At 52.9% G+C, this 20,012-nt stretch carries 16 protein-coding genes; 6 read left to right on the top strand and 10 right to left on the bottom strand.

What is annotated here, in order from left to right:
- Nucleotides 1-4: 4 nt before the first annotated feature.
- A complete protein-coding gene (gene menE, locus BSPA111_RS10380) occupies nucleotides 5-1,378 on the top strand; it encodes an o-succinylbenzoate--CoA ligase (RefSeq protein ID WP_183271093.1) in 1,374 nt (457 codons plus the stop codon).
- A 16-nt stretch (nucleotides 1,379-1,394) separates the two neighbouring features.
- On the opposite strand, the gene BSPA111_RS10375 is transcribed toward menE, so the two are convergent.
- From BSPA111_RS10375 to BSPA111_RS10365, 3 genes are read right to left on the bottom strand one after another with little or no spacing between them, the layout of a single operon-like run.
- The gene (locus BSPA111_RS10375; RefSeq protein ID WP_183271092.1) at nucleotides 1,395-2,906 is read right to left on the bottom strand and encodes a tripartite tricarboxylate transporter permease; all 1,512 of its coding nucleotides are present in this window, start codon (nucleotides 2,904-2,906) and stop codon (nucleotides 1,395-1,397) included.
- Nucleotides 2,907-2,930: 24 nt separating this feature from the next.
- Entirely contained in the window at nucleotides 2,931-3,362 is a 432-nt protein-coding gene (locus BSPA111_RS10370; protein ID WP_183271091.1) for a tripartite tricarboxylate transporter TctB family protein, read from the bottom strand.
- A 12-nt stretch (nucleotides 3,363-3,374) separates the two neighbouring features.
- Nucleotides 3,375-4,355: a tripartite tricarboxylate transporter substrate binding protein gene (locus BSPA111_RS10365; RefSeq protein WP_183271090.1), complete on the bottom strand. Its 981-nt coding sequence runs from the start codon at nucleotides 4,353-4,355 to the stop codon at nucleotides 3,375-3,377.
- A gap of 121 nt (nucleotides 4,356-4,476) precedes the next feature.
- On the opposite strand from BSPA111_RS10365, the gene tctD reads away from it, so the two are divergent.
- On the top strand, nucleotides 4,477-5,151 hold the full coding sequence (gene tctD, locus BSPA111_RS10360; protein ID WP_183271089.1) for a transcriptional regulator TctD: 675 nt from the start codon (nucleotides 4,477-4,479) through the stop codon (nucleotides 5,149-5,151).
- Nucleotides 5,138-6,544 (top strand): sensor histidine kinase, encoded by a 1,407-nt coding sequence (locus BSPA111_RS10355; RefSeq protein WP_183271088.1) that lies wholly within the window; start codon nucleotides 5,138-5,140, stop codon nucleotides 6,542-6,544. Before tctD ends, BSPA111_RS10355 begins: the two co-directional genes overlap by 14 nt.
- 33 nt (nucleotides 6,545-6,577) lie before the next feature.
- Here the strand turns inward: BSPA111_RS10355 and katA are convergent, their stop codons facing one another.
- Complete coding sequence (gene katA / locus BSPA111_RS10350) at nucleotides 6,578-8,017, bottom strand: catalase KatA (protein WP_183271087.1); 1,440 nt, start codon at nucleotides 8,015-8,017, stop codon at nucleotides 6,578-6,580.
- Between the two features lie 248 nt (nucleotides 8,018-8,265).
- On the opposite strand from katA, the gene BSPA111_RS10345 reads away from it, so the two are divergent.
- Nucleotides 8,266-8,808: a YfaZ family outer membrane protein gene (locus BSPA111_RS10345; RefSeq protein WP_183271086.1), complete on the top strand. Its 543-nt coding sequence runs from the start codon at nucleotides 8,266-8,268 to the stop codon at nucleotides 8,806-8,808.
- A 307-nt stretch (nucleotides 8,809-9,115) separates the two neighbouring features.
- Nucleotides 9,116-10,312, top strand: a complete 1,197-nt coding sequence (locus tag BSPA111_RS10340) for a nicotinamide mononucleotide deamidase-related protein YfaY (RefSeq protein ID WP_183271085.1) — start codon at nucleotides 9,116-9,118, stop codon at nucleotides 10,310-10,312.
- Nucleotides 10,313-10,316: 4 nt separating this feature from the next.
- On the opposite strand, the gene glpC is transcribed toward BSPA111_RS10340, so the two are convergent.
- The 3 genes from glpC to glpA are packed head-to-tail and all read right to left on the bottom strand — an operon-like array spanning nucleotide 10,317 to nucleotide 14,400.
- On the bottom strand, nucleotides 10,317-11,516 hold the full coding sequence (gene glpC, locus BSPA111_RS10335; RefSeq protein ID WP_183271084.1) for an anaerobic glycerol-3-phosphate dehydrogenase subunit GlpC: 1,200 nt from the start codon (nucleotides 11,514-11,516) through the stop codon (nucleotides 10,317-10,319).
- The gene (glpB, locus tag BSPA111_RS10330; RefSeq protein ID WP_183271083.1) at nucleotides 11,513-12,772 is read right to left on the bottom strand and encodes a glycerol-3-phosphate dehydrogenase subunit GlpB; all 1,260 of its coding nucleotides are present in this window, start codon (nucleotides 12,770-12,772) and stop codon (nucleotides 11,513-11,515) included. Before glpB ends, glpC begins: the two co-directional genes overlap by 4 nt.
- Nucleotides 12,769-14,400, bottom strand: a complete 1,632-nt coding sequence (gene glpA / locus BSPA111_RS10325) for an anaerobic glycerol-3-phosphate dehydrogenase subunit A (RefSeq protein WP_183271082.1) — start codon at nucleotides 14,398-14,400, stop codon at nucleotides 12,769-12,771. The genes glpB and glpA overlap by 4 nt, the downstream gene beginning before the upstream one ends.
- A 239-nt stretch (nucleotides 14,401-14,639) precedes the next feature.
- Here glpA and glpT point away from each other — a divergent pair, with 239 nt between their 5' ends.
- Nucleotides 14,640-15,998: a glycerol-3-phosphate transporter gene (gene glpT / locus BSPA111_RS10320; protein ID WP_183271081.1), complete on the top strand. Its 1,359-nt coding sequence runs from the start codon at nucleotides 14,640-14,642 to the stop codon at nucleotides 15,996-15,998.
- 30 nt (nucleotides 15,999-16,028) lie between these two features.
- Here glpT and yfaE read toward each other — a convergent pair whose 3' ends face one another.
- The 3 genes from yfaE to nrdA all read right to left on the bottom strand — a co-directional run bounded on the left by yfaE (nucleotide 16,029) and on the right by nrdA (nucleotide 19,816).
- Nucleotides 16,029-16,283: a class I ribonucleotide reductase maintenance protein YfaE gene (gene yfaE, locus BSPA111_RS10315; RefSeq protein ID WP_183271080.1), complete on the bottom strand. Its 255-nt coding sequence runs from the start codon at nucleotides 16,281-16,283 to the stop codon at nucleotides 16,029-16,031.
- A 3-nt stretch (nucleotides 16,284-16,286) separates the two neighbouring features.
- On the bottom strand, nucleotides 16,287-17,417 hold the full coding sequence (gene nrdB, locus BSPA111_RS10310) for a class Ia ribonucleoside-diphosphate reductase subunit beta (RefSeq protein ID WP_183271079.1): 1,131 nt from the start codon (nucleotides 17,415-17,417) through the stop codon (nucleotides 16,287-16,289).
- Between the two features lie 113 nt (nucleotides 17,418-17,530).
- Nucleotides 17,531-19,816 carry a class 1a ribonucleoside-diphosphate reductase subunit alpha gene (gene nrdA, locus BSPA111_RS10305; protein WP_183271078.1) on the bottom strand — a complete coding sequence of 762 codons (2,286 nt, stop codon included), beginning with the start codon at nucleotides 19,814-19,816 and terminating at the stop codon, nucleotides 17,531-17,533.
- Nucleotides 19,817-20,012 lie beyond the last annotated feature (196 nt).

Here is a 20,012-nt window from a genome sequence, read left to right as displayed (position 1 = left end):
AAGTATGATTTTCCAGGACTTTCCCTGGCAACATTGGGCACAACATCGCGGTCATGAAACCGCGTTAACGTTAGGCAGTAAAACCCTGAACTGGCGTGAGTTATGCCAGCGCGTTGATGCGTTGGCTGACGGTTTCCGGCAACAAGGTGTGCGTGATGGGCAAGGTGTTGCCCTGCGCGCAAAAAATTGCCCGGAAATGGTTTTCTCGTTCCTTGCACTGCTGCAATGTGGTGCACGTGTGTTGCCGCTCAATCCGCAGTTACCCGAGTCGCTGTTAGCACAATTGCTACCTGATTTAACCATTCACCATGGGCTGGTTTTTGGCTCGTCGCTAAGCGTGGCTAACATCAACCCGCTCGCGATGAACGAAGGAACACGCTACCAGGTTGAATGGCAGCCGTCGCGCTATGCGTCGATGACGTTGACCTCCGGTTCGACGGGTTTACCAAAAGCCGTTGTTCATACTGCGGATGCCCATCTTGCCAGTGCTGCCGGGGTGTTGGCGGTGATGGACTATGGTGCGCACGATAGCTGGTTGCTTTCACTGCCGCTGTTCCACGTTTCAGGTCAGGGCATTTTGTGGCGCTGGTTATTGGCGGGTGGGGGTATGAAAGTGTGTGATTTACACCCATTGAGCGAGGCGTTGCAGGGGTGCTCTCACGCTTCGCTGGTGCCGACACAACTCTGGCGTCTGCTGGAACAATCGCCGTCGCTTGCGTTGCGCGAAGTGTTACTGGGCGGTGCCGCTATCCCCGTTGAACTGACGCAAGCCGCTATCGCCAAAGGCATCAACTGCTGGTGTGGTTACGGTATGACGGAGCTGGCTTCGACTGTGTGTGCTAAACGTGCTGATGGGCTTCCCGATGTGGGGACAGCGTTGCCGGGACGTGAAGTTTCAATCGTCGATGAAGAGGTGTGGATCCGTGCGAACAGCATGGCTTCAGGTTACTGGAAAGCGGGTAGCGTGCTGCCGCTGGTGAATGCTGAAGGCTGGTTTGCCACTCGCGATCGCGGCATGTTGAACAATCATCGCCTGACGATAATTGGCCGCCTCGACAACCTGTTTTTCAGCGGCGGGGAAGGGATACAGCCTGAAGAAGTTGAAAGCATTATTGTGCAGCATCCGGCCGTGAAACAGGTATTTGTGGTGCCGATTGATGATGCAGAATTTGGGCAGCGCCCGGTTGCTGTGGTTGAAGCCGATGACGATTTTGCATTGTCGCAGCTCGACGAATGGCTACAGGGCAAAGTGGCGCGTTTTCAGCAGCCGGTACGCTGGTTGCCTCTGCCCGATGACATCAAGCAGGGTGGGATTAAGATTTCACGAAATCAGTTAAAACAGTGGGTTGCTGATTCATTGGCAAAATGCGCGCCGTAAGGCGCGCGTTTAAACCTTACGCGATATCGACAGCCGCTTTACGCGGGCGGCGAATCAAACGCAGAACCGGTGGCACCACAATCACGATAATCGCCATAATCAGCAGACTCTTAGCCACACCGCTTTCCCACAGAATACTCAACCCTCCGTTACTGATAGACAGCGCACGGCGTAGGTTTTGCTCCAGCATTTCACCCAACACGAAGCCGAGAATTAATGGCGACATCGGGAAGTGCATTTTGCGCAAAATGTAACCCAATACGCCCAGGCCAACCATCAACAGCAAATCGAACGTTGTGCTATGTACCGCGTAAACCCCCACGGCTGAAACGGCGGCTATGGCGGGCACCAGGAACCACAGCGGAATGCTCAACATCTTGGTAAAGAATCCGATCAGCGGAATGTTCATCACCAGCAACATCACGTTGGCAATCAGCAGTGACGCAATGAGTCCCCAGACGATATCCGGTTGTTCGGTAAACATCGCAGGGCCTGGCGTAATGTTGTAGAGCGTGAGTGCGCCCATCATCACCGCCGTAGTGCCGGAACCCGGAACGCCAAGCGTTAACATCGGAATAAATGATCCACACGCCGAGGCATTGTTTGCCGCTTCCGGTGCTGCCACGCCACGAATATCCCCTTTACCAAAGGTGTCGCTATTACCGCTTAACTTCTTCTCCGTCATATAGGCAATCGCACTGGCGATGGTGGCACCCGCGCCAGGCAAAATGCCGACGAAGAAACCGATAACCGAAGAACGCAGCGTGGCTCCGGTACAATGCGCGGCTTCCTTCATGTTAAACATCATGCGCCCGGTTTTACGCACCAGCACTTGCCCGCTGCTGGTGCTTTCCAGCATTAACAGAATTTCTGAAACCGAGAACAGGCCGATAACCACGACAATAAATTGCACACCGTCGGAGAGGTGAACGCTATCAAATGTGAAGCGATATACCCCGGTGTTGGCATCCACTCCGACGGTGGCAAGACCCAGACCAATCAACGCTGCAAGGAACGATTTCAGCGGATTTTGCGCCATCATGCTGCCAAGGCAGGCAATAGCAAAGACCATCAAGGCAAAGTATTCAGCGGGGCCGAATGCCAGTGACCACTGTGCCAGCGCCGGTGCAAAAAGGATCATGCCGATGATCGCCAGGAAAGAGCCAACGAACGAACTGACGGCAGAAATCGACAGCGCCACACCGCCCCGGCCTTCCTTCGCCATGGGGTAGCCATCAAGCGCGGTCATAATCGCCGCCGCATCTCCCGGCACGTTAAGCAGGATTGATGAAATACGCCCTCCGTATTCGCAGCCGATGTAGACCGTTGCCAGCAGGATCAGCGCAGACTCCGGTGGTAATTTCAGGGCGAAAGCCAGCGGTAGCAAAATCGCCACGCCGTTGATTGGGCCGAGGCCCGGCAGCAGCCCAACGATGGTGCCAACAAAGCAGCCAATCAGGGCAATCATCAGGTTTTCCGGCGTCAGTGCGACGGCAAACCCTTGAGACAAGTAGAACCAGGTATCCATAACCACACCTTTAAGTTTAAGCCGTTAACTCAACCACACGCCGAGGGGAAGGGTCACATCCAACAGCCGGTCAAATGACCAGAACAGCACTCCGCCCATCACCGCACCGGAAATTAATGCCGCCGGAATGGTGGCGCCAAACAGCAAACCGACACAGGCGGTGAGGAACGTCGTAGCCAGCGGGAAGCCAAGCCATTCAAACGACCAGGCGTAGAGCGCCAGGGCGATGACCATAATCACCAAACGTTGCAGCGTCCGGCGATGCGGCCACTCCACTACGTCGGGATGGCGCAGCAGCAGTAATACCGAACACAGCAGCATCAGGCCGATAATCACCACCGGGAACGGACGTGGCCCAACGGGTTCGTAGCTATATTCGCTCTGAATTTGCCAGCCGATAAACAGACCACCAACACACAGCGCAATCCAGATCCCAGCAAAAATACGATCGCTCATCATCGCCTCCGGTTACTTAGCCAGGCCGAAGGCTTTGGCTTGCTCGCGATAACTCGTGACCTGTTTCTTCACGTAATCGTCCAGTTCCTTACCGCTCATGTTGAACTCGAACAGGCCTCGCAGATCGCGCTGTTTTTTGAAGTCTTCGGTTTGCTGGAGCGCGTTGAAGGTATCCACCCACCACTGGTATTCCGCGTCACTGACTTTCGGGCCAACGTAAAAGCCGCGAATAATTGGCCACACCAGGTCAAAACCTTGCTCTTTGGCTGTCGGGATTTTTGCCAGCTCGCCCGGTAAACGTTGGTCCGAGAACACCGCCAGCACGCGCAGCTTGTCGCCACTCAGGTACGGCACCATTTCGCTCAGATCGCCCGAAACCGCCTGCACATGGTTGCCCATCAGTGCGGTTACCGATTCGCCGCCGCCTTCAAAGGCGACATAACGCATTTTGTGTGGGTCGACATGGGCTTTTTGCGCCAGCAACGCCGTCTTCATCCAGTCCTGGCTGCCGATGGATGCGCCCGCGCCAATCACCACGCTGTTCGGATCTTTTTCCATCGCCGCCAGCAGCGATTTCAAATCTTTCCACGGCGAATCGGCACGCACCGCAATCATGCCGTAGTCAGTGCCCACGCTCGCCAGCCAGCGCACATCATCCACGCCATAGCGGCCAAATTTACCTTGTGAAAGGTTCAGCAAAGAGCCGCCAGAGAAGGCGACCACGGTTCCCGCTTCCGCAGGGCGCTGGGCGACAATTGCGTTATAAGCCACCGCGCCAACGCCGCCGGGCATGTAAGTGACACGCATCGGTTTTTCGATAACGCCAGTTTCTTGCAGGCTGACCTGAATCAGTTTGCAGGTCAGATCAAAACCGCCGCCAGGCTTGGCCGGGGCGATACATTCGGTGCGGGAAGGGACTTCTGCTGCCAGTGTATTAAAAGCGGTTAATAACAAAGCTGAAGCGGTAAAAGCAGAGAGTAGAGTACGTTTCATTTTTATCTTCATCCTCACGTCAAATTATGTGAACCGCCTTGCAGTAGCTCGGTTGCGTGATTGTTAAAGCATTAACCTTTCATTTACCTTTCACGCAGGTTGAAACTTTACAGGATGTGATATGCGTCTCTTACTGGCGGAAGATAACCGTGAGCTGGCTCACTGGCTGGAAAAAGCCCTGATACAAGCGGGCTTTGCGGTGGATTGCGTATTTGACGGCCAGGCTGCCGACCATCTGTTACAAAACGAACGTTACGCGGTCGCGGTAATGGATATCGGCATGCCGAGAATGGATGGGCTTGAAGTGTTGCAGCGCTTGCGTAAACGCGGGCAGACCTTGCCCGTGTTGCTGTTGACGGCGCACAGCACCGTGAGCGACCGGGTGAAAGGGTTGAACACCGGAGCGGATGATTATTTGCCGAAGCCTTTTGATCTTGAAGAACTGGATGCAAGACTACGTGCGCTGGTGCGGCGCAGCGAAGGGCAAATCCATGAGCAGCAACAATTAGGGCAACTCGCTTTTCATGATGACGGCTATTTTCTACTGGAAAATAAACCGCTCGCCTTAACGCCACGTGAACACGCCATTCTGACGATGTTGATGTATCGCCGTACGCGCCCGGTTCCCAAGCAGCAACTGTTCGAGCAGGTTTTTAGTTTGAGTGACGAGGCAAGCCCGGAAAGTATCGAACTGTATATTCACCGGCTGCGTAAAAAACTCATCACCAGTAACGTTCAGATCACCACGCTACGCGGGCTGGGCTACGTGCTGGAGTGCAGAGATGCGGGTCATTAAACCTCAGTCTTTATTCGGGCAACTGCTGCTTTTTCTCGGGCTGCCGTTATTTATTTTGTGGGGATTATCTGCGGTGAGCGGCTACCTGAGTGCCATGAACGCTGCCACTCAAGCCTACGATCGTACCTTATTAGCCTCAACGCGCACCGTTGCCGAACAGTTGGTGGTGCATGACGGAAAACTTGCCGTCGAGGTGCCCTGGGTGGTGCTCGACAGTTTTGAGCGCAACATGAACGACCGGCTTTATTACAAAGTCACCGACACGCACGGCAAGGTGATATCCGGTTATGACGATTTGCCCGATATGCCCAAAAACACGCCCGGCACGGAGCTTTATCCGGCGCTGGCATGGTTTTATGACGCGACTTACCGGGGGCAAACGCTGCGAGTGGCGCGCCTGCTCCAGCCCGTCAATGAAGGCGGGGTGAACGGTATGGCGCAAATTATCGTCGCCGAAACGGTGCAATCGCGGCACTACCTGGCAGTACGTTTGTTAGCCTCGGCGACGCTGACCCAGGGCGGTCTGGTGCTGCTGACGTTAACCCTTGCCTGGTTATTGTTAAGACGAGTACTCAAACCGATGCGCCAGCTTTCGGGGCTGATGGTGCGCCGTGATCCTGGCGATCTCACGCCGTTGCCCGATTTGCTGCCCTGGTCAGAAACGCGCTTATTGATTGTTTCGTTTAACCGGTATATCGACAGGCTACGTGGTTTAGTCGCCAGGCAATCTCGCTTCAGCGCGGATGCTTCTCATCAACTGCGCACGCCGCTCACGGTGCTAAAAACCCAGGCGTCCGTCGCGCTGAGTAGTTCTGACCCGATGCAGTGGCGTGAAAGCCTGGTGGCGATGCAATCCACGTTGGATAACACCATTCATTTAACCGAGCGTTTATTACAGCTTTCGCGGTTGAGCCGCCTTGACCAGACGGAAGGGCAGGCCATGGAGCCGGTTGATTTGGTGAAAATTGCCCAGACGTGCTGTTTCTCAAGCCTTGCGCAGGCGCGGAGTAAAAATATCGATTTAGGCTATGAGGGGTTGCCCGAAGCGTGGATTGCGGGTGAACCGTTATTGCTGGCGGAAATGTGCATCAACTTGCTGGATAACGCACTGAAATATACCCCAGAGAACGGCATGGTCACCATTCGCGTGACCGCGGGTGAATCGCAAATGATTGAGCTGGAAATTGAAGATAACGGTCCAGGTATTGAGAGCGGGCAAGTTCGTCACGCGCTGATGCCGTTCCATCGCTTAGATAATAGCGCCGAGCAAAGTGGGGCAGGGATTGGACTGGCGTTGGTGAATGATATTGCGCGATATCACCGCACACGGCCTGAGTTGTTGCGTTCGGCTTTGGGGGGATTGTTGGTGAGAATTAAATTGTTAGCGGTATAAAAAGGCGGGGATGTAACCCCGCCATGATACACATTATTTCAATGTTTTAAGTGCCGCAGCAACACCCGCGCCATATTCTGGATGCACCTCGCTAAACAGGGCAATCTGGCGCTGCTGAATAAACTCTGGCACCTCTTTCATATCCCCTGCGATGCGGTTAAACATGCGTTGATGCTCTTCCGCACTCAGCAAGTTATACAGTGCGCGTGGCTGGCTGAAATAGTCAGTATCTTCACGCTGATTCCAGTGATCCGCTGCCCCTTCAAGGCTTAACGGTGGCTCGCTGAAATCAGGCTGCTCCTGGAACACATTAAAGCTGTTCGGTTCATACGTCGGGCCATTGCCGCTGTTGCCATCAATGCGCATCGCACCATCACGATGGTAATTGTGGAACGGACATTTCGGTGCATTAACCGGGATTTGATGATGGTTCACGCCCAAACGGTAGCGGTGCGCATCGCCGTAAGAGAACAGGCGGCCTTGCAGCATACGGTCTGGAGAGAAACCGATGCCCGGCACCACGTTTGCCGGAGACATCGCGACTTGCTCAACGTCAGCAAAGTAGTTATCCGGGTTACGGTTCAGCTCCAGTTCGCCGACTTCAATCAGCGGATAGTCGCCGTGCGGCCAAACTTTGGTCAGATCAAACGGGTTGTATGGTGTCTGTGAGGCTTCTGCTTCCGGCATAATTTGCACGTAGAATTTCCAGCGAGGGAAATCTCCTCTTTCAATCGCATCAAACAGATCACGCTGCGAGCTTTCACGGTCATTAGCGATGATAGCCGCCGCTTCATCGTCCATCAGGTTGGCGATTTCTTGCTGGGTTTTCAGGTGGAACTTCACCCAGAAACGCTGGTTATCGCTATTGATAAAGCTGAAGGTGTGGCTACCAAAACCGTGGATATGACGATAAGAACGAGGCAGGCCGCGGTCGCTAAAGTCGATGGTTAACTGGTGCAGAGTTTCCGGTTGATGAGAAAAGAAATCCCATTTGTAAGTGGCGTTACGTAGGTTAGTGCGTGGGTCGCGCTTCACGACGTGGTTTAAGTCAGGGAATTTTAGCGGGTCACGCAGATAGAACACCGGGGTGTTGTTGCCAACTAAATCCCAGTTACCTTCTTCGGTATAAAACTTGATTGAGAAGCCACGAATGTCGCGCTCGGCGTCTGCGGCACCGCGCTCGCCGGCAACGGTTGAGAAGCGCAGGAACAGTTCGGTTTTCTTGCCAATATCGGAGAAAATTTTTGCTCGGGTAAACGGGGTAATATCGTGAGTGACAGTGAAGGTACCGAATGCGCCAGAGCCTTTGGCGTGCATACGGCGCTCAGGAATAACTTCACGATCAAAGTGGGCCAGTTTCTCTAAAAACCAAACGTCTTGTAAAAGCATCGGGCCACGAGGACCAGCGGTTGCAACATTATTATTGTGGGCGACGGGCGCTCCGGAAGCAGTGGTCAATCCTTTCTTGCTCATTGTTGTCTCCATGTATCAATGTTAATAACGGCATAAATCCCTCACATTTATAAGGGAAATGTGGCCAGGGGACAATTTGGTACTTTCTATCGCTGCCATACACTTAGCCTGTCACGGCATGGCCAATTTTTTTCATTTTCTTACAAACGATTAATGAAAAGAGTTTCTAACACGTTGATTACATCATTCGTGGCTGTAGAATCGGCCTCTTTTCAGGGATATCCCTTTTTTTGCTTAGGATCGAAAGCATGAACAAATTATTAATGGTTGGCGTTGCCGGTTTGGCACTCGTTTCTGCATCTGCAAGTGCAATCAGTATCAGTGGTCAGGCGGGTGAAAAATACACCAATATTGCAGTCGGTTTTGGTAACGACACTCCAGGTCTGGCGATGACCGGTAACTATGCGCATAACGATGACGATGGCGATACTGTGGGCCTGGGTTTAGGTCTGAACCTGCCATTAGGCCCGTTGATGGGAACTGTGGGTGGACGTGCGGTTTACCTGAATCCTAATGATGGCGATGAAGGTTATGCGTTGGCAGTCGGCGGCGGTTTGAGCTGGAAGATTTTCGATAGCTTCTCGGTGTTCGGTGATTACTATTACTCCCCAGACTCCCTCTCCAGCGGTGTAGAAAACTACCAGGAAGCGAGCGCGGGTGCACGTTGGACGATTCTGCGCCCTGTTGCTATTGAAGCCGGCTATCGTTACATCGGTATGGAAAATAAAAATGGCGAACGTGACAATGCGATCGCTGATGGGCCATATGTCGGTGTGAGCGCCTCCTTCTAAAATCCTCTTCGTCTTTCATGTTGCAGGGGCGTTGGCTGTGTTCGCTCACCCGAATCACTTAGTAAACTAAGCTCATCGGGATTAATGAGAGACTCCTGTCTCTCACCGAAGGCCAGCCTCTGGCTGGTCAAATTCGTTCCCGACGAATTTGTCGTTCTCTTGCCGCCTTCCTGCAGCACGAAATCCTTTGAGGATTTTTATATTGAATTCATTTCTTAGGCCGCAGTAAATGCGGCCTGTTCATTTCTGGCAATCCCCAAAATGTTTTGAGTTATAGTGAATCGTTATCTTCCCGCGGAGTAAAACGATGATAAAAGTGGAAATGCTGTCTACCGGCGACGAAGTGCTACATGGTCAAATTATTGATACCAATGCAGCCTGGCTTGCAGATTACCTTTTTAACCAGGGTTTACCGATGTCGCGCCGTAATACGGTAGGCGACAGTCTCGACGATTTAATCGCGGTGCTCAAAGAGCGCAGCGAGCAGGCAGATATTCTGATTGTGAATGGTGGCCTGGGGCCCACCAGCGATGATCTTAGCGCACTGGCCGCCGCCACCGCCGCAGGCGTAGAACTGGTGATGCACCAGGAATGGCTTGAGAAAATGGAGCGATTCTTTGCCGAGCGTGGGCGTGAAATGGCGCCGAGCAACCGTAAGCAAGCGTTGATTCCTGCGACCAGTGAAATGGTCGATAACCCCGTTGGTACTGCCTGCGGATTTGCTTTGCAACTTAACCGCTGCCTGATGTTTTTCACCCCAGGCGTCCCTTCCGAATTTAAAGTGATGGTCGACCAACAAATCATGCCGCGTTTGCGCGAGCGATTTGTGTTGCCGGAGCCGCCAGTGTGCCTGCGACTCACCACTTTTGGGCGTTCTGAAAGCGAACTCGCCCAGAGCCTCGACCCATTGACGTTGCCGGAAGGTGCGGTTATGGGCTATCGCTCATCCATGCCCATCATTGAGTTGAAGCTGACCGGTCCTGCAAGCCAGCGTGAGGCGATGGAGCGCGTCTGGCCGCAAGTGCAGCGTGTGGCGGGTGAAAGTGCCATTTTTGAAGGGACGGCAGGGCTACCCGCACAACTCGCGGAACGCCTGAGAGCACAGTCGCTGAATATCGCGGTGAGTGAGCAATTCACCGCGGGATTATTGTGTTTACAACTTTCGAGTGCCCAGGCCCCGTTGGGCAACAGTGAAGTGCTTTCTTCGCGCCCGGAATCGCTGGTACAACTGACCGAACGCGCCAAAACCTTCGCGCTGCAAGCGGGAAGTACCCTGGCGCTGGTGGTGGGGAGCCTGGAAGACGAATGCCTTAACTTCGCCCTCCATACACCAAACGGCACTTATGGTTTACAAGTGAAATTCAGCGTCACCCGCCACACTTTGCGCACCCGTCAGGAAGTCTGCGCGATGATGGCGTTAAACATGTTGCGTCGCTGGCTCAACGGCTGGGATGTCGCCGCCGAGCATGGCTGGGTGAATGTTATTCAGAGTATAGAGCTATAAAAAACTATGCGAGCGCCTGCGCTAACAGCGTAATCGGGTGCTCGCATTTTTTACTGGTGGACATCTCGATCTGCCATTTGCACGTTTCACAATCGGTCACCACCAAATCGACCCCGCTTTCTTCGATTTGCTGAAATAACGGCGCACCGATTTGTTGCGACGTTGAGTAGTTTTCCTTTTTAAATCCATAGGTTCCGGCAATACCGCAGCACTGAGACTCGAGTATAACGAGTTCGACACCGGGCAAGCGGCGCAGCAAATCGAGTGTGTATAACGACCAGCCCATTTTCTCCATATGACAAGGTGTGTGGTAGGCAATACGCAGCGGCATGGCTTTCAGTTTTAACTCGCGTCCTTTTTCCAGTTGCTTCCAGATAAACCGTGTTGCCAGTTCGATATGATCACGCATTGGGCGGGTGTCGACGTCCAGGACATGCGGGTATTCGTCGCGCAATGTAAACGTGCAGGTGGATGAGGTGGCAATCACCGGCAGCCCTTGCTCCAGCACCGCTTTGCTTAAAGACGCCGCGTTAATCGCCGCCTGCTTTTTGGCTTTGTCGATAAAACCGTTGGCAATCAACGGCACGCCACAGCATTTTTCTCGCTCCAGCAATTGCACGCCAAAACCCATGGCATTCATCACGCGCACGACATCTTTGCCGAGCTGGGAGTGGTTGTAATTGACATAACAGCCGTGGAAAAAAGCGACTTGTTCAGCATAGGCTTGTTGATTCTTTGCCTGCTTGCGATACCACTGGCGAAAGGTGCCGGATGAGTATTTTGGCAAAGCTCGATGGCTGTCGATGCCGAGGGTTTTATCGAGCAAGTTTCTGACCGGCTTCAGTGACGTAGCGGTATTGACCAACGGTGCAAACGGGGTAGAGAGCGTGCCCATCAAATCGGTGTGGCTGAGAATCGCATCTCTTAAGTTGAACGATGTTTTACCGTGGCGGGCTTTCGCTCGCTGGATGATATCGCCAATTCTCACATCAGACGGGCAGGCCACTTCGCAGCGTTTGCAGTTGGTACAGTATTTAAGCGCATCGTCGTAAAGTGCGGCATCTTTGAGGCGCAGGCGCTCACCATCAGGGCCAGATTGCTTCGGGCCTGGATAATCGGGATTGACCCGGCTTACCGGGCAAACAGTGGTGCAGACGGTGCATTTAATGCAGTTTTCAAAACGGGTTTCATCGAGCAGACTCATGCGTTGCCCCCATGATTATCAATAATTTGCCGGGCGACATGCAGAGCGCCAGTCATTGAAACGCCCGCGCCGCAACCTTGCTGGATCGGGTCGAATCCGGCGAGTATCGAACCAATGGCGTAAAGGTTTTCGATACGCTGCCCGTTGAGCCGTGGCTGAAAATGTTCATCAACGGTCACGCCTGCCTGCAAATAGGGTTGAGGGATGAAAAAGTCCTCTTTGCACCACGCGTCTCGCTGCTCGGGAGCGCGAATATCCAGACCGAAAATCGGTTCCCGTATTCCGCTAAATTTTGCTTCCAGGCCGTTGCTGAAAAAACTGCCGCTGGCAAGAATCACATTGTTTGATTGCAGCGGGACTTCGGCATGATTGCGCGTGAAAACCGCAGTGACCTTCTGCTGCTCTATTTGCGTTCTCAGCACGGTATCGCCTGGCATCATTATTCCGCCAAGTTGCAGGAAGCGGCGGCGTAATTGGTGGTGCATGCGCATTCCGAGCACCGAAGGAGGCAGAGTCGGTAATAAACGAAGCGGGCAGGGCAACTGGCGGCTGATTGCCTGCCAGGCCTGGGAATCTTCGCTCCCAAGACATGCCGGTAAAAACAGGCCATCCGTGTTAATTGCCAGCGCTTTAAGCTCCTCAATCAACAAGCGTTGTTGCTCAGGCATATCCAGAACACGGGCAATATTGGCGGCGCGGAATTCGCTGGGATTATTTCGCAACGTGTCCAGCGCAGGAAGGGTGAGCTCGGCTGTTCGTACCTCGATATGGTTTTCTGTAAGAGAACCGGCGACCAGTTCCGGCTGAAAATCCAGAAACCCGGCAATGCCAACGACGGTAATTCTCTTCCAGCCAAGTGTTGTGGTGGGTATTTCTTCAGGGCTAAGCCAGGTAGCACGCTGTGTTCCCAGCGGGGTAATGCGCTGATGGTTTTGCTGATAAGACCCTTGCAGATTGAGATGACACCGGGCGAGCAGCGCCTCACTTTCAGCGGCGAAACGGCGGACGTTTTCCGCTCCCATCAAACTGTAGGGGTGTTCTGGTGCCTGTTTATTCAGGACATCCAGTGCGTTTATAGGGGATGTTACAGGGGTTCCGTCGGGGAGTTCCGCCAGCAAATCCAGCGAGCCGGATGAAAAATGCAAAGCACTTTGCCCACGGCTGATGATGGCACAACGCAGGCCATCCTCTGCGAGGCGAATACCGCATACCAACCCGGCTAAACCACCGCCAATAATCAGACTATCGAATCTCATTGTGGTGTTCCCTTTTTCGATCCATTTTTCAGGCCGCACAATCCCTGGTAAACCCAGGCGGTAAATTCGCTTTCCCGCAGCGCATCATCCCAGGCGATTGGGCGAATGCCTTTCCAGCGTTCGTTGAGGAAAAGAGAGAGTTGATCAAGTGATTGTGCCGGTGATGAGGTGCCAAAGCGTTGTAATAACCCCGCCGCACGGCAGGCGCATAACTCTCCCTGGCAAGTGCCCATGCCCACACGAGTACGACGGCGTAAATCGCCAAGATTGCTGACGGACAGATGATTAACCGCGTAATGAACTTCACCTGCCGTCACCGCTTCGCATTCGCACACCAGGCTGTTACTCAGGCGGTCGCCTGCCAGCAGTTTCCCTGCCCGATCGCCGTGACGCCACACGGCGCTTCGCCGGATAGTTGGCGGCAGCGAAATTACTTTGCTGAGCGTTTCTTCCGATGAACTTTCTGAACCCGGAAGAGGAGCGGTTGCGGTAGTGCAGCTTTTGCTATTACCGAGTTTTTCACATACCGCGTTTGTCGCCCATTCTGCCATCAGGCGATAGGTCATTAGTTTTCCGCCAGTGATGGTGATGAAACCTTCCATCCCATCGCGTTTTGCGTGATCGAGCAGCACGATCCCACGGCTGACGTTTCGCCCGGTTGGATCGTCATCACTTGCCACCAGCGGGCGGACTCCAGCATAAGCACGCAAAATGCGGGTTGCGGCAAGCTTGGGTGACAGCTTTGAGCCTTCGCGTATCAGAATATCGACCTCTTGCGGCGTGACGCGCATATTGTCGATTTGGTCATATTCGATAGGCGTTGAGGTGGTGCCAATCAGCGAAATGGTATCGCCGGGCACCAAAATATCGGCATCAGCGGGCTTCCGGCAGCGGTTGATCACCATGTTATTAATACGATGGCCGAGGATCAGCAGCGAACCTTTTGCCGGGAGCATGCGAATGCTTAAATCAGCATATTCAGCAATGTGCTGCCCCCAGATCCCGGCAGCATTCACGACCATGCTTGCGTATAACTCGTGATGTTGTCGGGTCTGGTGGTTGTAAACGCGCACCCCGCATATCCTGTCTCCCTGGCGAATGAGGCCGGTGACCTCCTGGCCAGTTAAAATTTCGGCTCCGTGTTCGCGAGCATCCAGCATATTGGCAGCGGTGAGGCGGAAAGGGTCAACGGTGCCATCCGGTACGCGTACGGCACCAATAAGTTCAGGGTTTGCAGCAGGTTCCAGGCGTAAAGCGTCTTTAGGTTCGAGACGTTCGGCGTCGATTCCTGCATTCTGACAGGCGGTAATAAAGGTTGTTTGTAACGACAAGTCATCTTCAGGAAGGGTGATAAACAACCCGTCTGAGCGTTCAATACAATGGCGAGCAATGCGTTTAAGGATGCGGTTTTCTTCAATACATTCTCTGGCTGATTCGCCATCCGTCATGGCGTAGCGCGCGCCGCTATGAAGTAGGCCGTGATTGCGGCCTGTCGCGCCGGTTGCGATATCATGTCTTTCCAGCAGCACGGTTTGTAAGCCACGCCGAGCGCAATCTCTGGCTATGCCCGCGCCGGTCGCACCTCCGCCAATAATAATCACATCCCACTCTTTGCATCCCGTCGCCATGCTCTTCTCCTGGAAAGATCCTCTTGCGTGCTATTCAGCCACAGTTAACTCTTTTAATGTTTGATATCGAGCAAATTCGAGCATAAATCGAAAGCAAAATGAGAGGTGATGCACTATTTCGATAATTTGTAATAAAAATGTAATATGTTGTGCGATGTTTCACACTAACTAACGCAGATTATCCTTAACATGCGCTCGCAAACGAAAATTGCCTGATAAAAACTGCCACGGAGGCATTCATGCTAAGCATTTTCAAACCTAGCCCGCACCAGTCACGACTGAAAAGCGAGCACATCGATCCGACTTATCGTCGTCTGCGCTGGCAGATATTCATGGGGATTTTCTTCGGTTATGCCGCGTACTATCTGGTGCGTAAAAACTTTACCCTTGCGATGCCGTATTTGGTTGAGCAGGGCTTCTCGCGTGGCGACCTGGGTTTTGCGCTGTCAGGGATCTCCATCGCGTACGGTTTCTCGAAATTTATCATGGGGTCGGTTTCTGACCGCTCCAATCCGCGTGTTTTCTTACCTGCTGGTTTGATTCTGGCTGCGGCCGTCATGCTGTTTATGGGCTTTGTGCCATGGGCGACATCCAGCATTGCCGTGATGTTTGTACTGCTTTTCTTATGCGGTTGGTTCCAGGGAATGGGGTGGCCTCCGTGCGGGCGCACCATGGTGCATTGGTGGTCTCAGAAAGAGCGTGGGGGAATTGTTTCCATCTGGAACTGCGCTCATAACGTCGGTGGTGGGTTACCTCCGCTGCTGTTCCTGTTGGGGATGGCGTGGTTTAACGACTGGCACGCAGCGCTGTATATGCCTGCTTTCGCTGCTATTCTGGTGGCATTAATTGCTTTTGCTTTAATGCGAGATACCCCGCAGTCTTGCGGATTGCCGCCAATCGAAGAGTATAAAAACGATTACCCGGACGACTACAGCGAAAGCGCGGAAGAAGAACTGACCGCCAAACAGATCTTCATGCAGTACGTTTTCCCTAACCGCCTGCTGTGGTATATCGCGATTGCGAACGTTTTCGTTTATTTACTCCGTTACGGCATTCTCGACTGGTCGCCAACCTACCTGAAAGAAGTGAAACACTTCGCGCTGGATAAATCCTCCTGGGCCTACTTCCTTTATGAATATGCAGGGATTCCAGGAACGCTGCTTTGCGGCTGGATGTCGGACAAAGTCTTCAGAGGCAACCGTGGTGCGACCGGCGTGTTCTTTATGATTCTGGTGACTATCGCCACGGTGGTGTACTGGCTAAATCCTCCGGGTAACCCAGGCGTAGATATGGCATGCATGATCATCATCGGCTTCCTGATTTATGGCCCGGTGATGTTAATCGGCCTGCACGCACTCGAGCTGGCACCGAAGAAAGCCGCAGGCACCGCGGCGGGCTTCACCGGATTGTTTGGCTATTTGGGCGGGTCGGTCGCAGCAAGCGCCATTGTGGGTTATACCGTGGACTTCTTCGGTTGGGACGGTGGCTTTATGGTGATGATCGGCGGCAGTATTATGGCCGTGATTCTGCTGCTGGTGGTGATGGTGGGAGAGAACAAACATCACCAACAAATGAAAGCCAGAGAGAGTTTACGTTAATAAATAAAAAACCTCCCGCGGGAGGTTTTTTTACATCTCGATTTCAATATCGCCCTGTGCTTTACAGCAGCAGGGCAGTATTTCGCCGGGTTGAATAAACGCTAACGGCTCGGTGAGCCACTTCACTTCCCCGGCAATTAAACGAGTACGGCAGGAGCCGCAATAACCTTCACGGCACTGATACTCAACGGTGACCTGATGAGATTCAAGCGTCGCCAGCAGGGAAGGGTGTTCTTCCCCGCATAACAGTTGTGCGCCGGATTTGCGTAATGTAATGCGGCTCATGGCTTAAAGCTGGAAATTGCTCAGGTCGTCAGCATCGACATTCGAGTCAATCTGGCCAACAAGATAAGAACTCACTTCCACTTCTTGTGGCGCAACCTGTACGTTGTCAGACACCAGCCAGGCATTGATCCATGGGATTGGGTTTGAACGCGTTTTGAATGGTAGATCCAGACCGACAGCCTGCATGCGGATATTCGTAATGTAATCAACATACTGGCAGAGAATATCTTTGTTCAGACCGATCATTGAGCCGTCGCGGAACAGATAGCTGGCCCACTCTTTTTCTTGCTCAGCGGCCAACACGAACAGGTCATAGCATTCCTGGCGGCATTCTTGTGCGATTTCGGCCATTTCAGGATCGTCTTCACCGGAACGCATCAGGTTCAGCATGTGCTGAGTGCCAGTCAGGTGCAACGCTTCGTCGCGGGCAATCAGTTTGATGATTTTGGCGTTGCCTTCCATCAGTTCGCGCTCGGCGAAAGCGAAAGAACAGGCGAAGCTCACGTAGAAGCGAATCGCCTCCAGCGCGTTCACGCTCATCAGGCAGATATAAAGCTGTTTCTTCAGCGCGCGCAGATTTACGGTCACGGTTTTGCCGTTGACATTGTGCGTGCCTTCACCCAGCAAATGCCAGTAGCTGGTCATCTCAATCAGCGTGTCGTAGTAACCGGAGATATCTTTCGCGCGCTTTAAGATTTCTTCGTTGGTCACGATATCGTCAAACACAATCGCCGGATCGTTAACGATGTTGCGGATGATGTGGGTGTAAGAGCGTGAGTGGATGGTTTCGGAGAACGCCCACGTTTCAACCCAGGTTTCCAGCTCAGGAATAGAGATAAGCGGCAGCAAAGCGACGTTCGGGCTGCGGCCCTGAATGGAGTCCAGCAGCGTCTGATATTTCAGGTTGCTGATGAAAATGTGCTTCTCGTGATCGGGCAGAGCCTGATAGTCAATGCGGTCACGGGAGACGTCCACTTCTTCCGGGCGCCAGAAGAAGGAAAGTTGCTTTTCAATCAGCTTTTCGAAGATGTCATATTTTTGCTGATCGTAGCGTGCAACGTTAACCGACTGGCCAAAGAACATCGGTTCCGCGAGCTGATCGTTTTTCGTCTGTGAAAAAGTGGTGTAAGCCATGAATTTGAGTCCTGTGGTATCGATTTCCCCTCACCCCGGCCCTCTCCCTGAGAGAGAGGGGGGAAAGAGAGTTCCCTCTCCTGGGGGAGAGGGTTAGGGTGAGGGGGCTAAGATTAGATCTTACATGCGCCGCTTTCGCAGCCGTCGTCCTGGATAGAAGGCGCCAGGTCGTCTTGCGCATCTTCCGCGCCGTCACGGGTGTTCTGATAGTAAAGCGTTTTGACACCGAATTTATAGGCGGTGAGCAAATCTTTGAGCAACTGTTGCATCGGCACTTTACCTGACGGGAAGCGCGATGGGTCGTAGTTGGTATTTGCAGAGATCGACTGGTCGATAAATTTCTGCATCAAACCGACTAATTGCAGGTAACCGTCATTGTTTGGCAGTTCCCACAGCAGCTCATAGTTGTCTTTCAGCGTTTCGTAATCTGGCACAACCTGGCGCAGGATACCGTCTTTCGACGCTTTAATGCTGATATGGCCGCGCGGTGGCTCGATACCGTTGGTCGCGTTGGAAATTTGCGACGAGGTTTCAGACGGCATCAACGCAGAAAGCGTGGAGTTACGCAGGCCGTGAGTTTTAATTGATTCACGAAGCGCTTCCCAGTCCAGATGCAGCGGTTCGTTGCTGATGACATCCAGGTCTTTCTTGTAGGTGTCGATAGGCAGAATGCCTTTAGCGTAAGTGGTTTCGTTGAACCACAGGCAAGGGCCTTGCTCTTTCGCCAGCTCGTTCGACGCTTTCAGCAGGTAATACTGAATCGCTTCGAAGGTTTTGTGCGTCAGGTTGTTCGCGCTGCCATCGGAGTAACGAACGCCATGTTTCGCCAGGTAGTAAGCGAAGTTGATGACGCCCACACCCAGAGTACGGCGGCCCATTGCACCACGTTTCGCGGCAATGATTGGGTAATCCTGGTAGTCCAACAGCGCATCCAACGCACGCACCGCCAGAATAGCCAGCTCTTCCAGCTCATCCAGACTTTCGATCGCGCCAAGGTTAAATGCAGACAACGTACACAGTGCGATTTCACCGTCTTCGTCGTTGATGTCATTCATTGGTTTGGTCGGCAGCGCGATTTCCAGACACAGGTTGGACTGGCGAACAGGTGCGATAGCCGGATCAAACGGGCTGTGGGTGTTGCAGTGGTCAACGTTCTGGATATAGATACGGCCAGTAGAGGCACGTTCCTGCATCATCAGCGAGAACAGCTCAACGGCTTTCACACGTTGTTTACGGATGCTGTCGTCTTTTTCGTATTTAGTGTACAGCTGCTCAAACTTTTCCTGATCGGCAAAGAAGGCGTCATACAGGCCAGGGACGTCAGACGGGCTGAACAGGGTGATGTCTTCGCCTTTCAGCAAACGGGTGTACATCAGTTTGTTGATTTGTACGCCGTAATCCATGTGACGAACGCGGTTGCCTTCAACGCCACGGTTGTTTTTCAGCACCAGCAGGCTTTCAACTTCCAGATGCCACATCGGGTAGAACAATGTCGCAGCACCGCCACGTACGCCGCCCTGAGAGCAGGATTTCACTGCGGTCTGGAAGTGTTTGTAGAACGGAATACAACCGGTATGGAACGCTTCACCGCCGCGAATTGGGCTACCCAGCGCACGAATACGACCGGCGTTAATGCCGATACCCGCACGTTGGGATACGTATTTCACAATCGCGCTGGATGTGGCGTTGATGGAGTCCAGGCTGTCGCCACACTCAATCAGAACGCAAGAGCTGAACTGACGAGTTGGGGTGCGCACGCCAGACATAATCGGCGTAGGCAGAGAAATTTTGAAGGTGGAAACGGCGTCGTAAAAACGCTTCACGTAGCTCAGGCGAGTTTCACGCGGGTAGCCGGAGAACAGGCACGCGGCAACCAGGATATAGAGGAACTGCGCGCTCTCGTAGATTTCACCCGTGACGCGGTTTTGAACCAGGTACTTGCCTTCAAGCTGTTTAACCGCGGCGTAGGAGAAGCTCATATCGCGATCATGGTCGAGATAATCGTCCATCTGCTTGAACTCTTCTTCCGTGTAGTCTTCCAGCAGATGTTGATCGTATTTGCCCATCTCAACCATTTTCACGACATGGTTGTAAAGTTTAGGCGGCTCGAACTCGCCGTACGCTTTTTTACGCAGATGGAAAACAGCCAGACGCGCGGCCAGGTACTGATAATCCGGCGCTTCACGAGAAATCAAATCTGCCGCAGCTTTGATGATCGTTTCATGAATGTCAGAGGTTTTGATGCCGTCATAAAACTGGATGTGCGAGCGCAGTTCAACTTGCGATACGGATACGTTATTCAGACCTTCAGCGGCCCAATCCAGAACTCGGTGGATTTTATCCAGATCGATGCGCTCAGTGCGACCGTCACGTTTTGTAACCAGCAGACTCTGATTCATGTGAGTTTGTACCTGTCCGTGAAATGAAAAATGCCCCGTTTATCCACAGCTGGCCTCTTGTGGCTAACCTTGTGGATAAATACTATATGTAGGGGGTTATGGATTACTTGATCACTATATGGTGAGTATTCTAGTAACTAATCGGTTGAGAACAAGTATTGATTTAACCGAAAAATTGGTGTTGTGACAGGCGAGA

It is taken from the genome of Buttiauxella sp. A111 (genome assembly GCF_014189855.1).
Lineage (GTDB): Bacteria > Pseudomonadota > Gammaproteobacteria > Enterobacterales > Enterobacteriaceae > Buttiauxella > Buttiauxella selenatireducens.
The sequence above is the reverse complement of the archived record's forward strand: the minus strand, read 5'-3'. Positions and strand labels throughout refer to the sequence as shown.